We start from the raw sequence: 15757 nt of genomic DNA on the forward strand, positions 1-15757 counted from the left end.
CCAGACGTACGGGGCGACGCCGCGCAGGACGGATGCTTCCCTCCAGTGTTTCAGCCTTCCATTGACTCCAGAGATAAATGATCGATTTCATTCTGCTGCCGCTACCGGTGCCAGTCGGCAAGGTGCATACTCCAGTCGCTGCTGGTGGTGTATGTCGATCACGCCTGCGGGGAGGCCCGGGTGGTCGACTGGACTTGCAAGAAAGTCATGCCGCCGAAGCAAGCGTCCGGATGAGCCGATATCACCCATTCGCCTGCAACTCCGTCAATCCGACCTCAATCGGTTGCGAGCCGCGGCGAAGTGTTCATTGCACCGCAGAACCAAAACAATCGGAAGTGGCGCGACAGGCAGCACTGCAACCTCGTGGAGCGAACGAGTCGTCGTCGCCATCAGCAGGACAGGGTACGACCATGAAGATCATTCGAAGAGCCGATCAGGATCGTCTGACCACGCGCGGTTCTCTCAGGAAGGGCGAGCTGTCGGACGCCGTGTTCGACGGGAACCCACTCCCTCGCGAGCTCACTGCCCGCAACTGGAAGTCCGAGGGGAGCGTTCACCGGACGCGGGTCCTCGCCGACAACCTCGACAGCACCAGGTACTTCTGCGGACCGCAGGTCTCGATCCTCCGGGACGACAACCGCCTCGTCACCTGGGCTGCGGTCGCCGAGGTCATGGACGGCGCCGTCGAGCAACGTCAACTCGTCCTCTGCAAGCTCTCGGGAAACCGGCCTGCGACCCCCACACCCCCCAAGATGGAGCGCCAGGTGATCGCCGAAGGGCCCCTGTTCCGGCACCACATCGCCCTCGACAAGGCGAGCGGCGAGGTCTCCGTGACATGGATCACCCGCTCGGAGGACAAGCAGCAGATCTGGCACAACGGCAAGGCGATCGAGACCGAGGCTGAAATGCCCGATTTCCCCTTCTTCGCGTTCAGCCAGCCGCCCATCGGCCATGTCGTCGCCGACAAGCCGGCCTTCGGCCTGCTGAGCTACAAGTGCCGCAAGAGCGGTCGGCTCTTCTGGAGGCGCGTGGCGGACGGCGAGGTCGGCCCCGAGAGGGAGCTCAAGCTCGGCCAGGTGCTGGGTGGACTGAGCTTCAGCGCCTACAAGGACGACGTGGTCGCCAGGGCGGATCTGCTCGTCGACGGAAAGATCATCCCGGTGCTCCTCAAGTCGACCGACGCTGGCGAGAGCTTCGGCCCCCCTTCCCAGATCGACATGTCGAGCTACGACGCGGGATTCGAAGTGGCCCCCGGCTACACCAGGCCGGTCGTGGACATCGGCGGCAATTTCCACGCCCCCATCCTTGCCAGCAATGGCAAGGAGTCCGTCGCGCTCAATTACCTGATCAACGAGGGGGCCCTGGTCGAGGCCATCCGGGTCACAGGGACATCGCCCACGGGCTCACTGGAGGTGTTTCCGGCGACCGTCGGTCACCCTGGCGCTCATGGCGACGGCACGACCGACGGCTTCGGCCTGATCATGGTGCTCGGGACCGAAGGGCAGCTCTTCACGAGCAACTCTTCGGCGGGCGGCATCTTCTTCCCGCGCAGCACGCAGCTCAACCACGAGATGCCCCTCGTGGCCGCCTTCGGAGCGACCGAGTGCTACGGCAGCGGCCTGAAGCCGAACTTCGTGAGCATGGACTACATCTACATCGAGGCCGATGCGCGTGGAGAGCCAGTCTCCGCGACAGCGCACCTCGAAACCTGGGACATGCCCCTCCCCATCCCGAAGGCCACGGCGAAGAGCGACGGCTCCCGGGTGGAGCTCTCGGTGATCAGCGACGCGGACCTGGAGCCAGGAAAGGTCAACTTCCGCTTCAGCGATCCCTCCATCAACGTGCTCGACGTGAAGGTCACCGGCCTGCGGACCGCCATCGTCGACACCGATCGGGCCAACCTGAAAGGCACGACCCTGATCTTCGAGGTCAACACCATCTTCCACCGTCACTATGGTGAGGCGCTCGTCGCATAGCGGCACGCATATGCCCTCTTTCAGTCACCTCGAATTGAACGTCACCGACCTGGACCGTTCGATTGATTTCTACCTGTCCGCGCTGAGCCCACTCGGCTTCGTGCTGGCGGACTCCGAGAGAGGGCAGTATGCGCGGCTGACCAATGGCCGCGACGCAGTGCTCATCCTCTGCCCTGTCGCAGAGGCGTACCGCGACAGACCGTACCACCGCAAGGCGGTGGGATTGTCGCACCTCGCGTTCGGGGTCGAGTCGCACGAGCGGGTCGACGAGATGATCGCCCACCTCGCCCAGCTCGGCATCCCCCTCCTCGGTGAGGGCAAGATCAGCTCGGACTACCGGCGGGGCTACTGCACCATCGCGTTCGAGGATCCAGACCGGATCATGATCGAGATCGTGCATCACGATCCCCACTACTTCGCCGTGTTGCTCTGAAGCCCCTTCACCCTGACCCTGCGCACACCCGCGACCCCGGCACCTCCTGCCGCGTCCCCGTCACCTGACGGTTGTCGCTCGCCGGTGACCACGGCAAGGATGGCAGCGTCTGCCCCAGCCCGAGGAGATCGCATGCCAGGCAACGTGAAAGCCCCCCGGACACGGTTTCGCCCCCCGCCAGCGCGAACCAGCCTCCTGCGGACGCGAACCATGGCTCCGTGGACACGAACGATCTTCACGTCGACAGGAAGGATCGTTCCTGTCGACGTGAACGATCGTCGCGTCGACGGTAAGGAGTCTTCCAGTCTACGGGCTCGCGAGACGCGCCGACGGAGACCGGGTTCATGTCCACACGGAGCGTGTTCGTGTCCGCGCCGGGAAACCCGCGTCCACGCCAAGGAGCTTCGTGTCCACGGGAAGGACCTTCGCGTCCACGGGGACGAGGTCCGTGTCGGCACGGAGCGCCTCCGTGTCCACGTCCAGAAACTCGTGCCCAGACGAGGGCGCTTCGTGTCCACGGGAAGCGCATCCCCGTAGACGTGCCCGCTCTTCGTGCCCGCGCCTGGAAACTCGTGTCCACGGGAACGAGGTTCGTGTGGACATGTTGCTCCGGTTGCTGGCCCGGGCAGGGATCGCGCTCATGGCGGACGAGAGAGTGGCTGCTCCTTCAGCGCCATGATCGCCGGCTTGTTGCAGCCTCTTCCGTGGCCCGCGAGGCTGCGCCTCACCGGAAGCCCGGACCCGAGCATCGCCCCGCAGCGCGCGTGTGCCTGATCGATCCGCTGCGGCGCCCTCGGGATGGAGCGCGTAGTCTGCTTCCCTAATCGGTAGCCTGGCTGCGATTGGCGCGCCGCGCACCGGCATTCTACCTTTATTCAGCATCCTGACCACAATCTGGTCGCTGCGCACCGCTCATTTTACGTTTCTATTCGCCGTTGTTGATGGTTTGCCGATTGTTTGCCGACGATCCAGGGGGTGCTGGTGTTGCGAGGGCGCCGCCCAGCCGCACCCGGGGTGGGCCGTGGGCATTGGCGGAGCACACCCAATGGTGCAAATGTTGCTTCAATGGCGGTGCTCGAAACCATGTCCTCACGGAGACAGCACATGAAGATCATGAAAGCCAACCTGGTCCTGACCGCGCTGGCGCTCGCCGCGACCGCCGTCGCGACCAACGTCGGCGCAACACAGCTCAATAGCAACGGCTCGGCCTTCCAGCCGTACAATGCGTCGCAAGCCACCGTCATCGACTACTTCGGGACGGGCGTGAGGACGATCGCCTCGACGCCCACCTACGTCGTCGCCTCCGTGGACCACAACCCGTCCACCAGCGGACAGACGGTCTTCATCGATGGCACCCACTCCGGTTCGCAGACGACGACCTGCTCGGTGCTCTCCTACAACTACAACGGCACGATCCTCAGCTCCCAGTCGGTGAATGCCACGGCCGTGAGCGGTGCCTGGGAGCGGTCGGTTCGCTTCACCCCCGCGCAGTCGACGAACTGGGCCTACTTCTCGGTGCTCTGCCTGCTCCCGGCGAACGGAGCAGGCGTCCTTCTCGGGGTGGCCGCCTCCTGAGGACGACCTGCGCTGCGTGACATTGCGGAGGAAAGTCGAGAGCCGGCATGAAACGCACGATCATCATTCTGACAAGCGTGGCCGTGGCGGGACTCGGATCCTACGTCGCCTTCAAAGACCTGGCCCACCCGCCCGAGCACGCGGCTCCGAGCGCGCGCGCCGTGGTCACCACTTCCCCTCAGCAAAGCCGCGACAGGTCCCCTGGCGCAAGGAACGACGCGGGGAACGACAGGGCAGCGACAAGGGCCCGGATGGCGCGCCTCGAGGCGGAGATGTCACAGCTCCGTGAGCAGGTGGCCACGCTGGAGGACGAGGCCCAGGCCGACGCTGCACCCGCGGACCCCGAGCCTGCGCGCCGGGGCCCGGCACAGCGTGAGCAGCAGGAGAGAGCGTGGCACGAGCACATGGCGGTCATCGCTTCGGACTTCCAGAAAGAGGCGACGAACGCCGCCTGGGCCCGCAGCACGACCTCGGCCCTGCAGAGCCAGCTCACTGCCAGCGAGGCCTTGCGCGACACCATGCGCAGCGTCGAGTGCAGATCGCAGACCTGCCGGGTCGAGCTCGACGACGACGGCAGCGGGAAGATGGCGAAGGAGATCCCGATCTTCGTCCAGCAGTTCGGCGACAGCCTGCCAAGCATGCAGGCCGACCACATCAACAATGGCAATGGCCACAGGACCGTCGTGCTCTACATGACGCGCAACGACGGAGCCCAGGCGGCCGCAGAGACGTCGCAACGCTGAGCGTGGCGGCGCTCCTGGCGAGCCGCGCGTCGAGCGCCGAGCGGCGGCCGCCGCGCTGCACGAACACCTCCGCGGACGCATGCCCATGGCTGCGGGTCTGCACGTGCGGGTTGCTGGTCCCCGGTGGCGAGGGGTAGCGTGCGCGCGATGCCGACGCTCGAACACCATGGCCTCGTCGACATGTTCCGCGAGAACCCTGCGCTCGCGCCTCACTTGCTGGAGCTTCTCTTCCACCTGGACCTGCCGCCGTACGCGACGGTGGCGGTGGTCGAAGCCTCGCTCGACCAGCTCACGCCGGTGGAGTTCCGCGCCGACCTGGCCCTGGAGCTGCGTGACGCCAAGGGGGCGCTGGTGCTCTCGATCGTGCTGGAAGTGCAGCGCGACAAGGACCCTCGCAAGAAGTACTCGTGGCCGGTGTACGTGGTGGTAGCGCGGGCCCAGAAGCGGTGCCCGACCATCGTCCTCGTGGTCGCCCCTGACGCGGAGGTGGCCTCCTGGGCCGGAGAGAAGATCGACCTGGGTCTCGGCCGCGGCAGCATCGACCCGCTGGTGGTGGGCCCAGCGGTCGTGCCGGTGGTGACGGACCAGGCCGTCGCGGAGAAGGAGACGGAGCTGGCCATCCTCTCGGCAGCGGCGCACGGCAACGGCCCGCACGGGCTGGACGTGGCCCTCGCGGCGCTCGGGGCGCTCGGGCGGTACGACCATGAGCACGCTGCGGTGTACTTCCAGATCGTCTACAATGCATTGCGTGAGCCCATGCGAAGGGCCCTGGAGGCGCTGATCATGCAACGACAGACCGAAGGCAAGGCGACGTTCCCGGCATTCGCGCAGCAGCTCATCGACCGCGGCAAGCGCGAGGGCCTGCAGGAAGGCAAGCGCGAGGGCCTGCAGGAAGGCAAGCGCGAGGGGGAGCTGGAAGGGAAGCGGAGCGTGCTGTTCCGGTTGCTGGCGCGGGCAGGGCTTGCGCTTACAGAGGGCGAGCGAGCGCGCATCCAGGAGTGCATGGACACCGCGACGCTCGACCGCTGGAGCGAGAACGTTCTCGGCGCGAAGAGCGTGAGCGACGTGCTCTTCTGAGGGGCACCAGGAAGCTGCGCACGTGCCGACGGCAATTCGCGGCATGGGTGAGCGCACGGGGGTCGTGGTGCAGACGATCCACACGCGGTGGACGAAGCAGTCGCGGGGGCAGCCGCAGGCGGACGCGCGCAATGCGACGCCGGAGGTGCTCGACCTGGAGGCGGCGAGGCCAGAGAGCGCCGTGAGCGCGGGGATCGCGTGGCACGACGTGGTGTGCGACGAGGCCTGGGGGTTCACGCCGCGAGGGCGCTACGTGGTACTCCCGGCGCGTTCGGGCCAGTTCCACGGGGTGGACGTGGCGTGGACAGGGGAAGGCGCTGCGGTCGCGGTGTTCGGAAGGCGCTGCTTCGTTGCCAGTGAGGGGGAGACGGGGGTCGTCATCTACAACGGCACCGAGGATGTGATCGAGGATGGATGGCGCGCGACGCGGTATCACAAGATGGTGTTTCGCGTCGGCGTCGGCGTGACGTGGGCGCCGGGGCTCTTCAGGGGGCCAGTGGACCACGAGCGACGGATGATGCGTGACCTCGCCTGAGCGGAGGGAAGAGGGGCGCGGGAGCGACGGGTCGATCGGGTCAGGAGGCGCTCAGGGCGCTTCGTGCTACATCCATGAAGGGGGCAAAGCGGAGGAGATCAAGAAACGTTCGCGGAGCCGCATGGCGTGGGTGTGACACCCGGCGACGACGTCGAGCACCGAGCTGCTCGAAGCGTGTCGCGTCAGGGTGAAATCTCGGCACGGAGGTGCGCGTGGAGTGGGTTTACAAAGCGACGAACTCGAAGCTGGACCACATGGGGACGATGTTGATGGTGGACAGAGATGGCTTTCTCTGCCGCTCCGCCTACGAGGCGGCGACGAAGACCTGGGCCGACAACGTGCGTCAGGTCGACGTCGGGGATACGGTCCATGTCTACTTCGGGCAGAAGGGGCGGGATGCTCGCCCGATCGGGTCCTTCCGGGTGGTCGAGCCAGACGGCACCCACCCGGTGCATGCCGCGGTAGGCAAGCGCGTGGAAGGGACGGCGCTCCACGTGGTGGATGATCCGTCGTTCATCAAGCGGCGGGATCCGGAAGGGGAGTACAGCGAGGACCCCATTCTCGGGCTCTTCACAGGGTGGGTGCTGCAGAAGGTCGGCCAGGCGCCGCCGTTTCGGCCTGCGATGTTTCGCGGGAGGACCACGCTGCAGCCGTACACGAAGGCGTCCTGAGAGCCCTGGGGGGATAGGCTCTACGTCACACGGTGAGGGCTCCCGCCTTCGCCGCCTCTCCTGAACCATACGGCCGGGGACATTGCCCGCTTCCCGAGGCGACGGGCGTCAGGCCCGAAGCGGCAAAGCGCTCTGGAAACTGCGGGTCGATCGCGGAGTAAGGGGCCCCGACGCGCTTTGCTCGGCGGGAGGCGGGGGCGCGAGCCCCTGCCGTGGGAATGAGCGCCGGCTCAGCCCTTGAAGCCGGCGGCGGCGGCCTCGCGGTTCCAGGCGTTCTTCACCAGGGCGTGACACTCCGAGGTGGTGTCGGTGACGGTGAGGCCGTCCTGGCGGAGCTCCTGGAGGACGATGGCGGGCATGACCCGGTCGATGTGCATGATGAGGCGGGCGGTGTCGCGGTAGCCGGTCTCGGCGAGGGCGGCGGTCTCGCGGTCGCCGAGGCCGCAGGCGGTGGTGTGGAGCATGTAGTAGCCAATGGTGACGTGGCTCAGGAAGGTGTAATCGTCGCGGATCGATTTGGCGGCTTCCTCGGGGCGCACGGCATTCATGAGGCCTGCGGCGAAGCCGGTGACGGCGGAGACTGCATCCTTGACGGGCTTGCTGGTGCTGCCGCCGAGGCCCTTCGCGCGGGCGTCGAGCATGGAGAGGTGCGTGCGCAGGGTGCGCTGAAACTCGTTCACGGCAGCGAGGGCGTCGGGGTGTTGCTCTTTCTTGAGGTTCTCGGCCTGACGGTCGATGGCGCCAAGGCCATGCGTGATCAGGGCGTGCATGTCGGTGACGTAGGTCGTGAGGGTAGAATTCGGCGTCTCGATGGCCATTTCCGCGTCTCCTGTTGGAATGAGGTGAGGGGCGGATCGGGCGATCGGGGCTCGCGATCCTTGCCGCGCTGAACGTTCAGCGGCGGAAGCATAGTGGTGGTGAAGCGACACGCAATGCGTGCAACCAGAGCGGGGCGAATTGCTCGGCCACCGGGTGGAATGCTCCGCCCATGGTAGCAATGGCCCTGGCCCGACGTGTCCAGATTCTTTTGAGGACGAAGGGCCGCAGTCAAGTGATGCCTGGGCGCCTCAGGTGAGGACCGGAGGGAGGGCGTCTGATGCGAGGGCCTCGGGAGATCGCGCCGTGGATCGGTGCCGGTCGGTGCCGGGAGGTGGGCCGGTGCAGGGTGTGGGTCGGGCCTGGGAGGGGTGGGCCGGTGCGGGGTGTGGGGCGGGTCGGAGGGTTTCCGTGCAGGCGTTGGCGTGGGGGTTGCGAAGTGGCCGCGACGAGCTGCGGTGAGCCGCGCCAGAACTGCGCCGGAGCCGCGACAGCGCCGCGACAGCGCGACGACGGAGCCGCGCCGCGAGGTCAGGAGATCCTATGAGCGTCAAGGAAACCGTGGGGAATGAGGGGTACGAGCGTGTTCGGGAGGTGCTCCAGAAGGCGTTCCCGGGTGGTGAGGTGACCGATGCCATCGTGGATGGCGCGATCCGGGCAGCATGGCGGGTGCGCCTGGAAGCGCTGAAGGCGCTGGGGGTGCCGGTGCCGTCGCCGGAGGAGGCGACCGCGGCAGAGCCGAGCGCGGAGGAGCTGGCTGCGCTGGCGTCGGCGCCGTCGTATCCGCTGTACCTGGGGAACGCGCAGCACCAGCGGGTGCTGGCGATGAATTCGAACGAGCCGTTTCATTCGGAGTTCGTGGGGACGCTGCCGCTCGTGCGGGTGCGGCTGCCGCAATCGCTGCACCTCGGGGACGAGCGGGTGTCGACGGCGATCGGGGAGGTGGATCTGAAGCGGGATCACCTGGTGGGGTCGATCGCTCTGGTCACGCAGAAATACGGGGGGCAACTGGGCTACCGGCCGGCGCGGGTGGATCTGATCACGCCGGCGCGGCTCTGGGGGGTGCGGTTCGCGGCGGTCGCGCTGTACCTCGGCTACAAGGAGGCGTCGGACGCGACGCCGTCGTTCTACCTGCTCGAGGCAGGGATGGCGACGGGGCAGGCGGCCATGCTGTATCTCGGGCAGGCGATCGATTCGGTCATCGTCGCGCGGAGCGGGTATCTGCCGACGCCGTTCGCGTCGCCGAACAACACGTACACGGGGTGGGTGACGATGGATGGGGACGAGCCGGTGCAGCTCGTCGTGCAAGCGAATGAGCCGAGTCGGTCGTTCTACATCCAGGTGACGGTGAAGTACGAGAAGGTGTCGACACCGGACAGGGAATGGCCGGCGGACCTCACGTGGGAGGCGATGGAGCGGGTGTGCGCGATCGGGGATGCGATGAAGGTGCCCACGGGGATTCCGCTGCAGGAGGTGCTGGGGGCGCTGGGGCTGAAGCGGCAATGGATGGAGGTGCCAGGCTTCGGCTGAGCACGTGTCCCCCGATCAGGGCCGAGCAAGAGAGCTCCCGGGGGTCGCGGGGGAGCGCTGCCATTGCAACAACCTTTGACAGAAAGCCGAGAGAGGTCGTCACCGATGTTCGCAGAGAAGCTCTTTTCAATGGTCGAGGAGATGGTCCACAGCTTCCAGCACGTGCAGCCCCACGTGGGGGTGGCGATGGCCGTGGGGAAGAAGGTGACGGTGCCGCTCACCGTCCACCACACGCTGGAGCAGATCCTCGGGGCGGTGCAGCAGGGCGCGGACAAGCAGGAGCTGATTCCGCGGGTCGTCGAGCAGCTCGTGAAGACGAGCCCGGAGGGGAGGCGGGCGGCGGTGCCGTCGAACGAGGCGATCTTCGGGCCCGAGACGGGGCCGCGGAAGGAGTGGAAGAACCAGCTCGCGAACCAGGTGGCGCAGCCGCTGCAGCTCTTCCGGCCGACGTCGCTGCTGGATGCGTCGACGGGCGCCTCGGACTGTACGTCGATCGAGGCGATCCTGGTGAGGGCGCTCCAGAATGGCACGGCGGTGAAGGCGGCGGGGTCGGGGCACTCGTACTCGGACGTGGCGACAAGCCCGGATTTCCTGATCGACACCCACGGGCTGAACCGGCCCTCCGATGCGAAGAACCCGATCACGGGACAGCTCTCGCAGGCGATGCTGCGTAGCCCGCTGAAGCTCGGGGTGGGGGCCATTCACTGGAATGGCTACCATCCGGACGTCAATCGCGCGCTGTTCGAGACCGAGGCGGGCATCACCATCCACGACATGAACCAGGTGCTGGAGCAGCGGAACCTGGGGCTCATGAACATGGGTGGGTACGACGGGCAGACGATCATCGGGGCGACCTCGACGTCGACGCACGGGTCGGGGATCACGCTGGGGCCATTCCCGGACATGGTGCGGTCGCTGGTGATCGCGACGACCGGGAAGTGGAATGGCAAGACGGTGGGGGGAAAGGACCCGGGGAATGGCGTTTACTACTACCGGATCGAGCCCACGGACGGGATCACGGATCCGGCGAAGTATGCCGACCCGCTGATTCAGCTCATCCAGGACGACGATTGCTTCAATGCCACGATCTGCAGCATGGGGTGCTTCGGCGTCATCTACTCGGTGGTGTTCGAGGTGATGCAGATGTACTGGCTGGAGGAGAACCGCTCGGAGACGACGTTCGACAAGCTGGTGCAGGCGCTGCAGCCGAACCCGGCGAACCCGGGGCACTTCCCGGACGTGCTGGTGAACACGCGGAACTTCGAGGTGTACGTGCACCCGTACCCGATGGATGGCCTCAAGGTCGTGGAGATGGACCTGACCAAGCCGCCGGAGACGTACTACCCGTACTTCCGTTGCCTGGTCTCGGCGCGCAACATCGTGGAGCGGCCGCACGACATCCTCGGGCGGTCGGGGCACCGGAACATCATCTCGCAGATGATAAGCCTGTTCCGCCTCAGCTTCGAGCTGATGATCGCGTTCCTGAACCTGTTCCCGGAGCTGGTGCCGTTCGCGATCTCCGCGTCGGAGGACGCGCTGGTGGACTCGAGTTACATCAACAAGTCGTACGAGATCTACAACCTGGGGCTGAACCAGGACTCGGGCTTCGCGGCGGAGATCGGGTTCTCGCTGGAGGACGACGACGGCAACTACACGCCGGATCATCTCATCGCGGCGGTGAACAGGATCCACCGCATCGCGCAGGTGGCGCGGGTGCAGGGGGAGCAGTACCAGACGTCGGCATTCTCGCTCAGATTCGTGAAGGCCTCGGGGGCGCTCCTGTCGATGATGCACGGGAGGAACACGGGCATGATCGAGATGGACATGGTGACCGGGACCTACGCGGGGACGGAGATCATGTACCGCTACGAGACGAACATGTATTCGCTCGGGGGAAGGCCGCACTGGGGGCTGGAGTTCGACTTCCTGAACGGGAGCAACGGGCTGCTCGGCAAGCTGTACTCGGAGCTGGAGACGTGGCTCGCGGTGTACAGGCAGTTCAACGGCCGGGGGACGTTCAACAGCGCGTTCACGGACCGGGCCGGCTTCACCGTGATGGAGTGAGCTGAAGTGAAGAGAGCACGTGCGGGGGGCGTCGCGTGAGCGAGCGACGTGCGCGCGGCGTGCGGGAGGGCAGCGTTCCAACGGTCTGAGCCAGCCCCCGGGAGCCAGTCCCGGGCCTCCGCGTCACGGTGTACGCGGCGTACGCGCGGAGACGGAGGGGGGGAGGGGATCTTCGTCGAGGTCGGGAACCGGGGGGGCGGTGGTGCCATCTCCCGGTCACGCAAGACCACCCGGCGGCGCGAGGACCGCGTCGTCCGGGGGAGGCCAGCGATCACACACGGCAGCCGGTGTGCGCCGTGGCGTGCGTGCCTCCACACACCGACCACGAGAAATCCGATGATCCGTCTCTCGCGTGCGCTCGCAGGTGGGCTCGTTCCGCTCGCGCTCGTTCTCTGTGCGACCTCTCCGGTGGCCGCGCAGGGACAGCCGCATCCCGCACCGGCTCCGATCGCACCGGCTCCGGCGGCGGCGCCGGGGGCCGGGGCTGCGTCTCCAGGGGGAGCTGCTCCGTCTGCGGGAGCTTCCGCGCAGGCGCCCGCGAACGCCTCTGGATCGGCTGCGTCGGCTGCATCGAGCGCGTCGGCGGGCGCTGCACAGACGGCGGGGGTGGCACCGGCGTCCGCGCCCGGGACCGAGGCCGCGGCAGCGCCCGCCTCGCCCGTGGTCGCGCCCGTGATGGCGACGGCCCCCGTGGCAGCGCCCGGCCCGGTGGCTCCCCCGGCGGCTCCCTCGGAGAAGGCGCCACCGCCGCCGCCAGGCACGGTGAAGGTCGGCGGAGGTGAAGCGACGCCGCCGGAGACGTTCAACTTCCACGCCTCGCTCAGCGAGGGGCTCGGCTTCAAGACGTCGGAGAACCTGTTCGCGGTGGACATCGGGGTGCTGTCGCAGATCCGCGGCGAGACGGTGTTCAACGGAGGGGAGCTGACGTCCGGAGGGTTCAACGTGCCGGTCACGCGACCTTACCTGCGGGCGCGGGCGTTCCAGGATCGGATGAAGTTCCTGGTGCAGCCGGAGCTGGCAGGGGCGACGCCGCGGCTGCTGGACCTGGAGGCGACGTGGCAGCCGATCCCGGAGATCGGGATCAAGGCTGGGCAGTTTCTGACGCCGTTCAGCAGGGCGTTCATGACGCCGGTGCCGCTCCTGCAGTTCCAGGACTTCTCGCGGGTCGAGGAGAGGTTCCGGGCCGGGCGCGACACGGGCGCGATGCTGCTCGGGTCGGCAGGGCAGGGGTTCCTAGAGTACTACGCGGGTGCGTTCAACGGGAACGGGATCGACAAGGGAGGCAACGACGATACGTCGGTGATGGGGATCGGGCGGCTGGCGGTGAGCCCGGTGCGGGCGATGCCGTACGACGAGACGCCGTCGCTGCGCGGGCCGGTGCCGTTCGGGTTCTCGGTGGGCGTGAACGGGATCGCGGACAGGGCGCACCCGACGCAGCAGGTGACGGACGCGACGACGGGGCAGACCACGACGGTGGCGCTGCCCGCGGAGACGCGGCTGACGGGCGGGGTGGATCTGGCGGTGGCGTGGGGCGGGTTCACGTTCTTCGGCGAGGGCTACCTGCGGCAGGCGACGCCGGACACGGGCGACGCGGTGCACGGGGTGGGGGTGTTCGGGCAGGCGGGGTACTTCGTGGTGCCGCAGCGGGTGGAGGTGGCGGCGCGGGTGGGGTGGATGGATCCGTCGTCGGGGAACGCGGACGACGAGGAGACGAGCTTCGAGGGGCAGGTGAACGGGTATGCGGTGGGCAACCACCTGAAGATGGGGCTGCGCTACCAGCTCCTGCACCTGGATGCGGCGTCGTCGGATGGCTACCAGGCCGGCACGAACCACCGCGCGCTGTTCCAGGTCCAGCTCTGGATCTGAGCGCGCTTCTGGAGGGAGGGCTCACGAGGGGCTTCCGCCGGGGGTGAGAGTCGCGCACAAGGGTTCCATGAACCCGGACAAGCTACCCAGGCGACACCTGCTCCAAGGACTCCTGGCCGTGGGGGCGGCGAGCTGCGCGAAGGCCGACCCGCCGCCGGCACCCGCCGCCGATCCACCGCAGCCCGCGGGCGACGCGTGGAGCCGCTTCCGTGCCGAGTTCGAGCTGTCCCCGGCGTGGATCCACATGACGGGCTTCCTCCTGGTCTCGCACCCGCGCGCGGTGCGGGAGGCCATCGAGGGGTGGCGCCGGAAGCTCGACGAGAACCCGGCGTATGCCGTCGAGGAGCACGGGCACGGCACCCACGCGCAGGAGGCGGCGGCGACGTACATGGGCGCGCGCGCCGAGGAGATCGCGCTCACCGACAGCACCACGATGGGCCTCGGGACGCTGTACACCGGCTTGCCGCTCGCCGCCGGGGACGAGGTGCTGACCTCGACGCACGACCACATGTCGACGCACGCCGCGCTGCTCTACGCGACGGAGCGCGCGGGCGCGAAGCTCGTGAAGGTGCCGATGTACGGGCGGCCTTTCGAGGCGACGGCGGCGGGGATGGTGGACGCCATCGCGAAGGGGATCACGCCGGCGACGCGGGTGGTGGCGATCACCTGGGTGCACTCCGCGACGGGGGTGAAGACGCCGGTGAAAGGCATCGCCGAGGCCGTGGCGAAGGCGAACCAGGGGCGCGCGCCGAAGGACCGGGTGATCCTTTGCGTGGACGGGGTGCACGGCTTCGGGGTCGACGACGTGACCATGGGGGATCTCGGCTGCGATTTCTTCGTGGCCGGGTGTCACAAGTGGATCTTCGGTCCGCGAGGTACGGGGGTGATCTGGGGCAAGGCAGACCTCTGGCCGCTCCTCAAGCCGAGCATCCCGTCGTTCAGCGCCGAGCTGGGTGGCTGGTGGATGGGCAAGAGCGGGGAGAGCATGCCGAAGACGACCGCGAACATGATGAGCCCCGGGGGGTTCCACTCGTTCGAACATCGGTGGGCGCTGCCTGCCGCGTTCGAGCTGCACCAGCGCCTGGGCAAGGCGAAGGTGGCGGCGCGCATCCACGCCTTGAACCGGCAGTGCAAGGAGGGGCTGAAGAAGATGAAGCACGTGACCCTGCACACGCCGGTGGATGACGCGATCTCGGCGGGGATCATCTGCTTCGAGTCGGAGGGGATGAAGCCGAAGGAGATCGTGGAGCGGCTGCGGGAGAAGAAGATCATCGCCTCGACGTCGCCCTACGTGACCACCTACGCGCGGGTGGCGCCGAGCCTGCTCACGTCGGAAGCCGAGGTGGAGGCGACGCTGCGAGCGATCCACGATCTCGGCTGAGCGGCGTCTCTCTTCGGCGAAGGAGGGATGACGCTGAAGGAGGGATGACGCTGCGCGCCGCGTCGCGCGATCCGCGCGCATGACGCGGATGGGACATTTGGCGTCCGCGCGGCGCGCGAGGGCGGTGGACGCCTGTGCAGGTCTTTGACATAGGGTTTCTTCAGAGCGGCGGCGCGTCGACGAGGTCGGTGAATGCCTCGGGGGGATGCCGCGTTCCATCATCGAGAGCACCTGCGCGAGGGGCGCGCAGGTGGTGCTCGGGTTTGCGTACGACTGGAGAGACACCATGACATCACTCGGGCACGAGGACACCGCCGCCGTCACGCTGGTGGAGCTGCTTCGCCGGATGGCCGCGGAGCGGCCGGATGAGAAGGTTTTCAGTGTGCTCGGGGGCGACGTGTCCTTGCTGCCCCAGGGGTCGGTGACGCCCGGCGCAGTGACGTTCGGGGAGCTGGATCTGACGGCGCGCGCGATCGCGGCGGCGCTGCAGAAGGCCGGGGTGGCGCCCGGAGAGCGCGCGGTCTTGCTGTTCCCGACCGGGGTGTCGCTGGTGCCCGCGCTGTTCGGGTGCCTCTACGCGGGGGTGGTGGCGGTGCCGGCGCCGCTGCCGGGGGTGGAGGGGCGGTCGCCGCTGGCGGGGCCTTCGCAGTGGCTGGTGTCGATGATCGCGGCGTGCAAGCCGGCGATCGTTCTGAGTGGGGTGGGAGCGTTGCCGGCGTCGCGGGCGGCGTTCGTGGGGGTGCAGGGGCTCGAAGACGTGCCGTGGCTGGTGACGGAAGCGGTGTCGCCAGCGAGCGCGGGGGGGTGGAGCGAGGTGGAGATCGGGCCGGAGACGCCGGCGATGTTGCCCCCAGGGGCCGGTGACACGGCGGTGGTGACGCACGGGCGGCTGCTGGGTGGGCCGGCAGCGCTCGGGCTCTCGCGGACGACGGCGGGGTGGCTGCCGGCGCTGCAAGATGGCGGGATGCTCGGGGGGAGGCCGGGGCTGGCGTCGGCGGCGCCCCCGGCGCCCCCGGGGAAGGGGCGCGCCGGGTCGAGCGCGGCCTGAATCGGACGGGGGGCGTGTGCCCCCGCCGTGCAGGGCGCGGGG

Annotated in this window: 13 protein-coding genes; 12 read left to right on the forward strand and 1 reads right to left on the reverse strand. The window is 67.9% G+C overall.

The genetic code is table 11. The features are described from left to right. Positions 1 to 410: 410 nt before the first annotated feature. The 7 genes from CAP_RS08130 to CAP_RS08160 all read left to right on the forward strand — a co-directional run bounded on the left by CAP_RS08130 (position 411) and on the right by CAP_RS08160 (position 7010). Positions 411 to 1976 carry a hypothetical protein gene (locus CAP_RS08130; RefSeq protein ID WP_044238160.1) on the forward strand — a complete coding sequence of 522 codons (1566 nt, stop codon included), beginning with the start codon at positions 411 to 413 and terminating at the stop codon, positions 1974 to 1976. Positions 1977 to 1986: 10 nt separating this feature from the next. Continuing rightward, entirely contained in the window at positions 1987 to 2409 is a 423-nt protein-coding gene (locus CAP_RS43995; RefSeq protein WP_052374488.1) for a VOC family protein, read from the forward strand. Positions 2410 to 3513: 1104 nt separating this feature from the next. After that, complete coding sequence (locus CAP_RS08140; protein ID WP_044238163.1) at positions 3514 to 3984, forward strand: hypothetical protein; 471 nt, start codon at positions 3514 to 3516, stop codon at positions 3982 to 3984. A 47-nt stretch (positions 3985 to 4031) separates the two neighbouring features. Continuing rightward, positions 4032 to 4727, forward strand: a complete 696-nt coding sequence (locus CAP_RS08145) for a hypothetical protein (protein WP_044238166.1) — start codon at positions 4032 to 4034, stop codon at positions 4725 to 4727. A gap of 147 nt (positions 4728 to 4874) precedes the next feature. Further along, positions 4875 to 5804 carry an RpnC/YadD family protein gene (locus CAP_RS08150; RefSeq protein WP_044238168.1) on the forward strand — a complete coding sequence of 310 codons (930 nt, stop codon included), beginning with the start codon at positions 4875 to 4877 and terminating at the stop codon, positions 5802 to 5804. Between the two features lie 22 nt (positions 5805 to 5826). Then, a complete protein-coding gene (locus CAP_RS08155; RefSeq protein ID WP_156040596.1) occupies positions 5827 to 6339 on the forward strand; it encodes a hypothetical protein in 513 nt (170 codons plus the stop codon). Between the two features lie 212 nt (positions 6340 to 6551). Next, positions 6552 to 7010 carry a hypothetical protein gene (locus tag CAP_RS08160; RefSeq protein WP_197041069.1) on the forward strand — a complete coding sequence of 153 codons (459 nt, stop codon included), beginning with the start codon at positions 6552 to 6554 and terminating at the stop codon, positions 7008 to 7010. Between the two features lie 230 nt (positions 7011 to 7240). Here CAP_RS08160 and CAP_RS08165 read toward each other — a convergent pair whose 3' ends face one another. Further along, positions 7241 to 7828: a hypothetical protein gene (locus CAP_RS08165; protein WP_044238174.1), complete on the reverse strand. Its 588-nt coding sequence runs from the start codon at positions 7826 to 7828 to the stop codon at positions 7241 to 7243. 541 nt (positions 7829 to 8369) lie between these two features. On the opposite strand from CAP_RS08165, the gene CAP_RS08170 reads away from it, so the two are divergent. The 5 genes from CAP_RS08170 to CAP_RS08190 all read left to right on the forward strand — a co-directional run bounded on the left by CAP_RS08170 (position 8370) and on the right by CAP_RS08190 (position 15715). Then, positions 8370 to 9356, forward strand: a complete 987-nt coding sequence (locus tag CAP_RS08170; RefSeq protein WP_044238176.1) for a hypothetical protein — start codon at positions 8370 to 8372, stop codon at positions 9354 to 9356. 105 nt (positions 9357 to 9461) lie between these two features. Further along, entirely contained in the window at positions 9462 to 11420 is a 1959-nt protein-coding gene (locus CAP_RS08175) for a D-arabinono-1,4-lactone oxidase (RefSeq protein WP_044238178.1), read from the forward strand. Positions 11421 to 12026: 606 nt separating this feature from the next. After that, on the forward strand, positions 12027 to 13286 hold the full coding sequence (locus CAP_RS08180; protein ID WP_044238180.1) for a putative porin: 1260 nt from the start codon (positions 12027 to 12029) through the stop codon (positions 13284 to 13286). Positions 13287 to 13353: 67 nt separating this feature from the next. After that, entirely contained in the window at positions 13354 to 14667 is a 1314-nt protein-coding gene (locus CAP_RS08185) for an aminotransferase class V-fold PLP-dependent enzyme (protein ID WP_044238181.1), read from the forward strand. 205 nt (positions 14668 to 14872) lie between these two features. After that, complete coding sequence (locus tag CAP_RS08190; protein WP_044238183.1) at positions 14873 to 15715, forward strand: AMP-binding protein; 843 nt, start codon at positions 14873 to 14875, stop codon at positions 15713 to 15715. Positions 15716 to 15757: the final 42 nt, after the last annotated feature.

The organism is Chondromyces apiculatus DSM 436 (assembly GCF_000601485.1).
In the GTDB taxonomy this organism is placed as follows: Bacteria; Myxococcota_A; Polyangia; order Polyangiales; family Polyangiaceae; genus Chondromyces; species Chondromyces apiculatus.

Bases quoted from the DNA above. Each gene is read 5' to 3' on its own strand.
- CAP_RS08130 (WP_044238160.1), top strand. From the start codon at position 411: ATGAAGATCATTCGAAGAGCCGATCAGGATCGTCTGACCACGCGCGGT.
- CAP_RS43995 (WP_052374488.1), top strand. From the start codon at position 1,987: ATGCCCTCTTTCAGTCACCTCGAATTGAACGTCACCGACCTGGACCGT.
- CAP_RS08140 (WP_044238163.1), top strand. From the start codon at position 3,514: ATGAAGATCATGAAAGCCAACCTGGTCCTGACCGCGCTGGCGCTCGCC.
- CAP_RS08145 (WP_044238166.1), top strand. From the start codon at position 4,032: ATGAAACGCACGATCATCATTCTGACAAGCGTGGCCGTGGCGGGACTC.
- CAP_RS08150 (WP_044238168.1), top strand. From the start codon at position 4,875: ATGCCGACGCTCGAACACCATGGCCTCGTCGACATGTTCCGCGAGAAC.
- CAP_RS08165 (WP_044238174.1), bottom strand. From the start codon at position 7,828: ATGGCCATCGAGACGCCGAATTCTACCCTCACGACCTACGTCACCGAC.
- CAP_RS08170 (WP_044238176.1), top strand. From the start codon at position 8,370: ATGAGCGTCAAGGAAACCGTGGGGAATGAGGGGTACGAGCGTGTTCGG.
- CAP_RS08175 (WP_044238178.1), top strand. From the start codon at position 9,462: ATGTTCGCAGAGAAGCTCTTTTCAATGGTCGAGGAGATGGTCCACAGC.
- CAP_RS08185 (WP_044238181.1), top strand. From the start codon at position 13,354: ATGAACCCGGACAAGCTACCCAGGCGACACCTGCTCCAAGGACTCCTG.
- CAP_RS08190 (WP_044238183.1), top strand. From the start codon at position 14,873: ATGCCGCGTTCCATCATCGAGAGCACCTGCGCGAGGGGCGCGCAGGTG.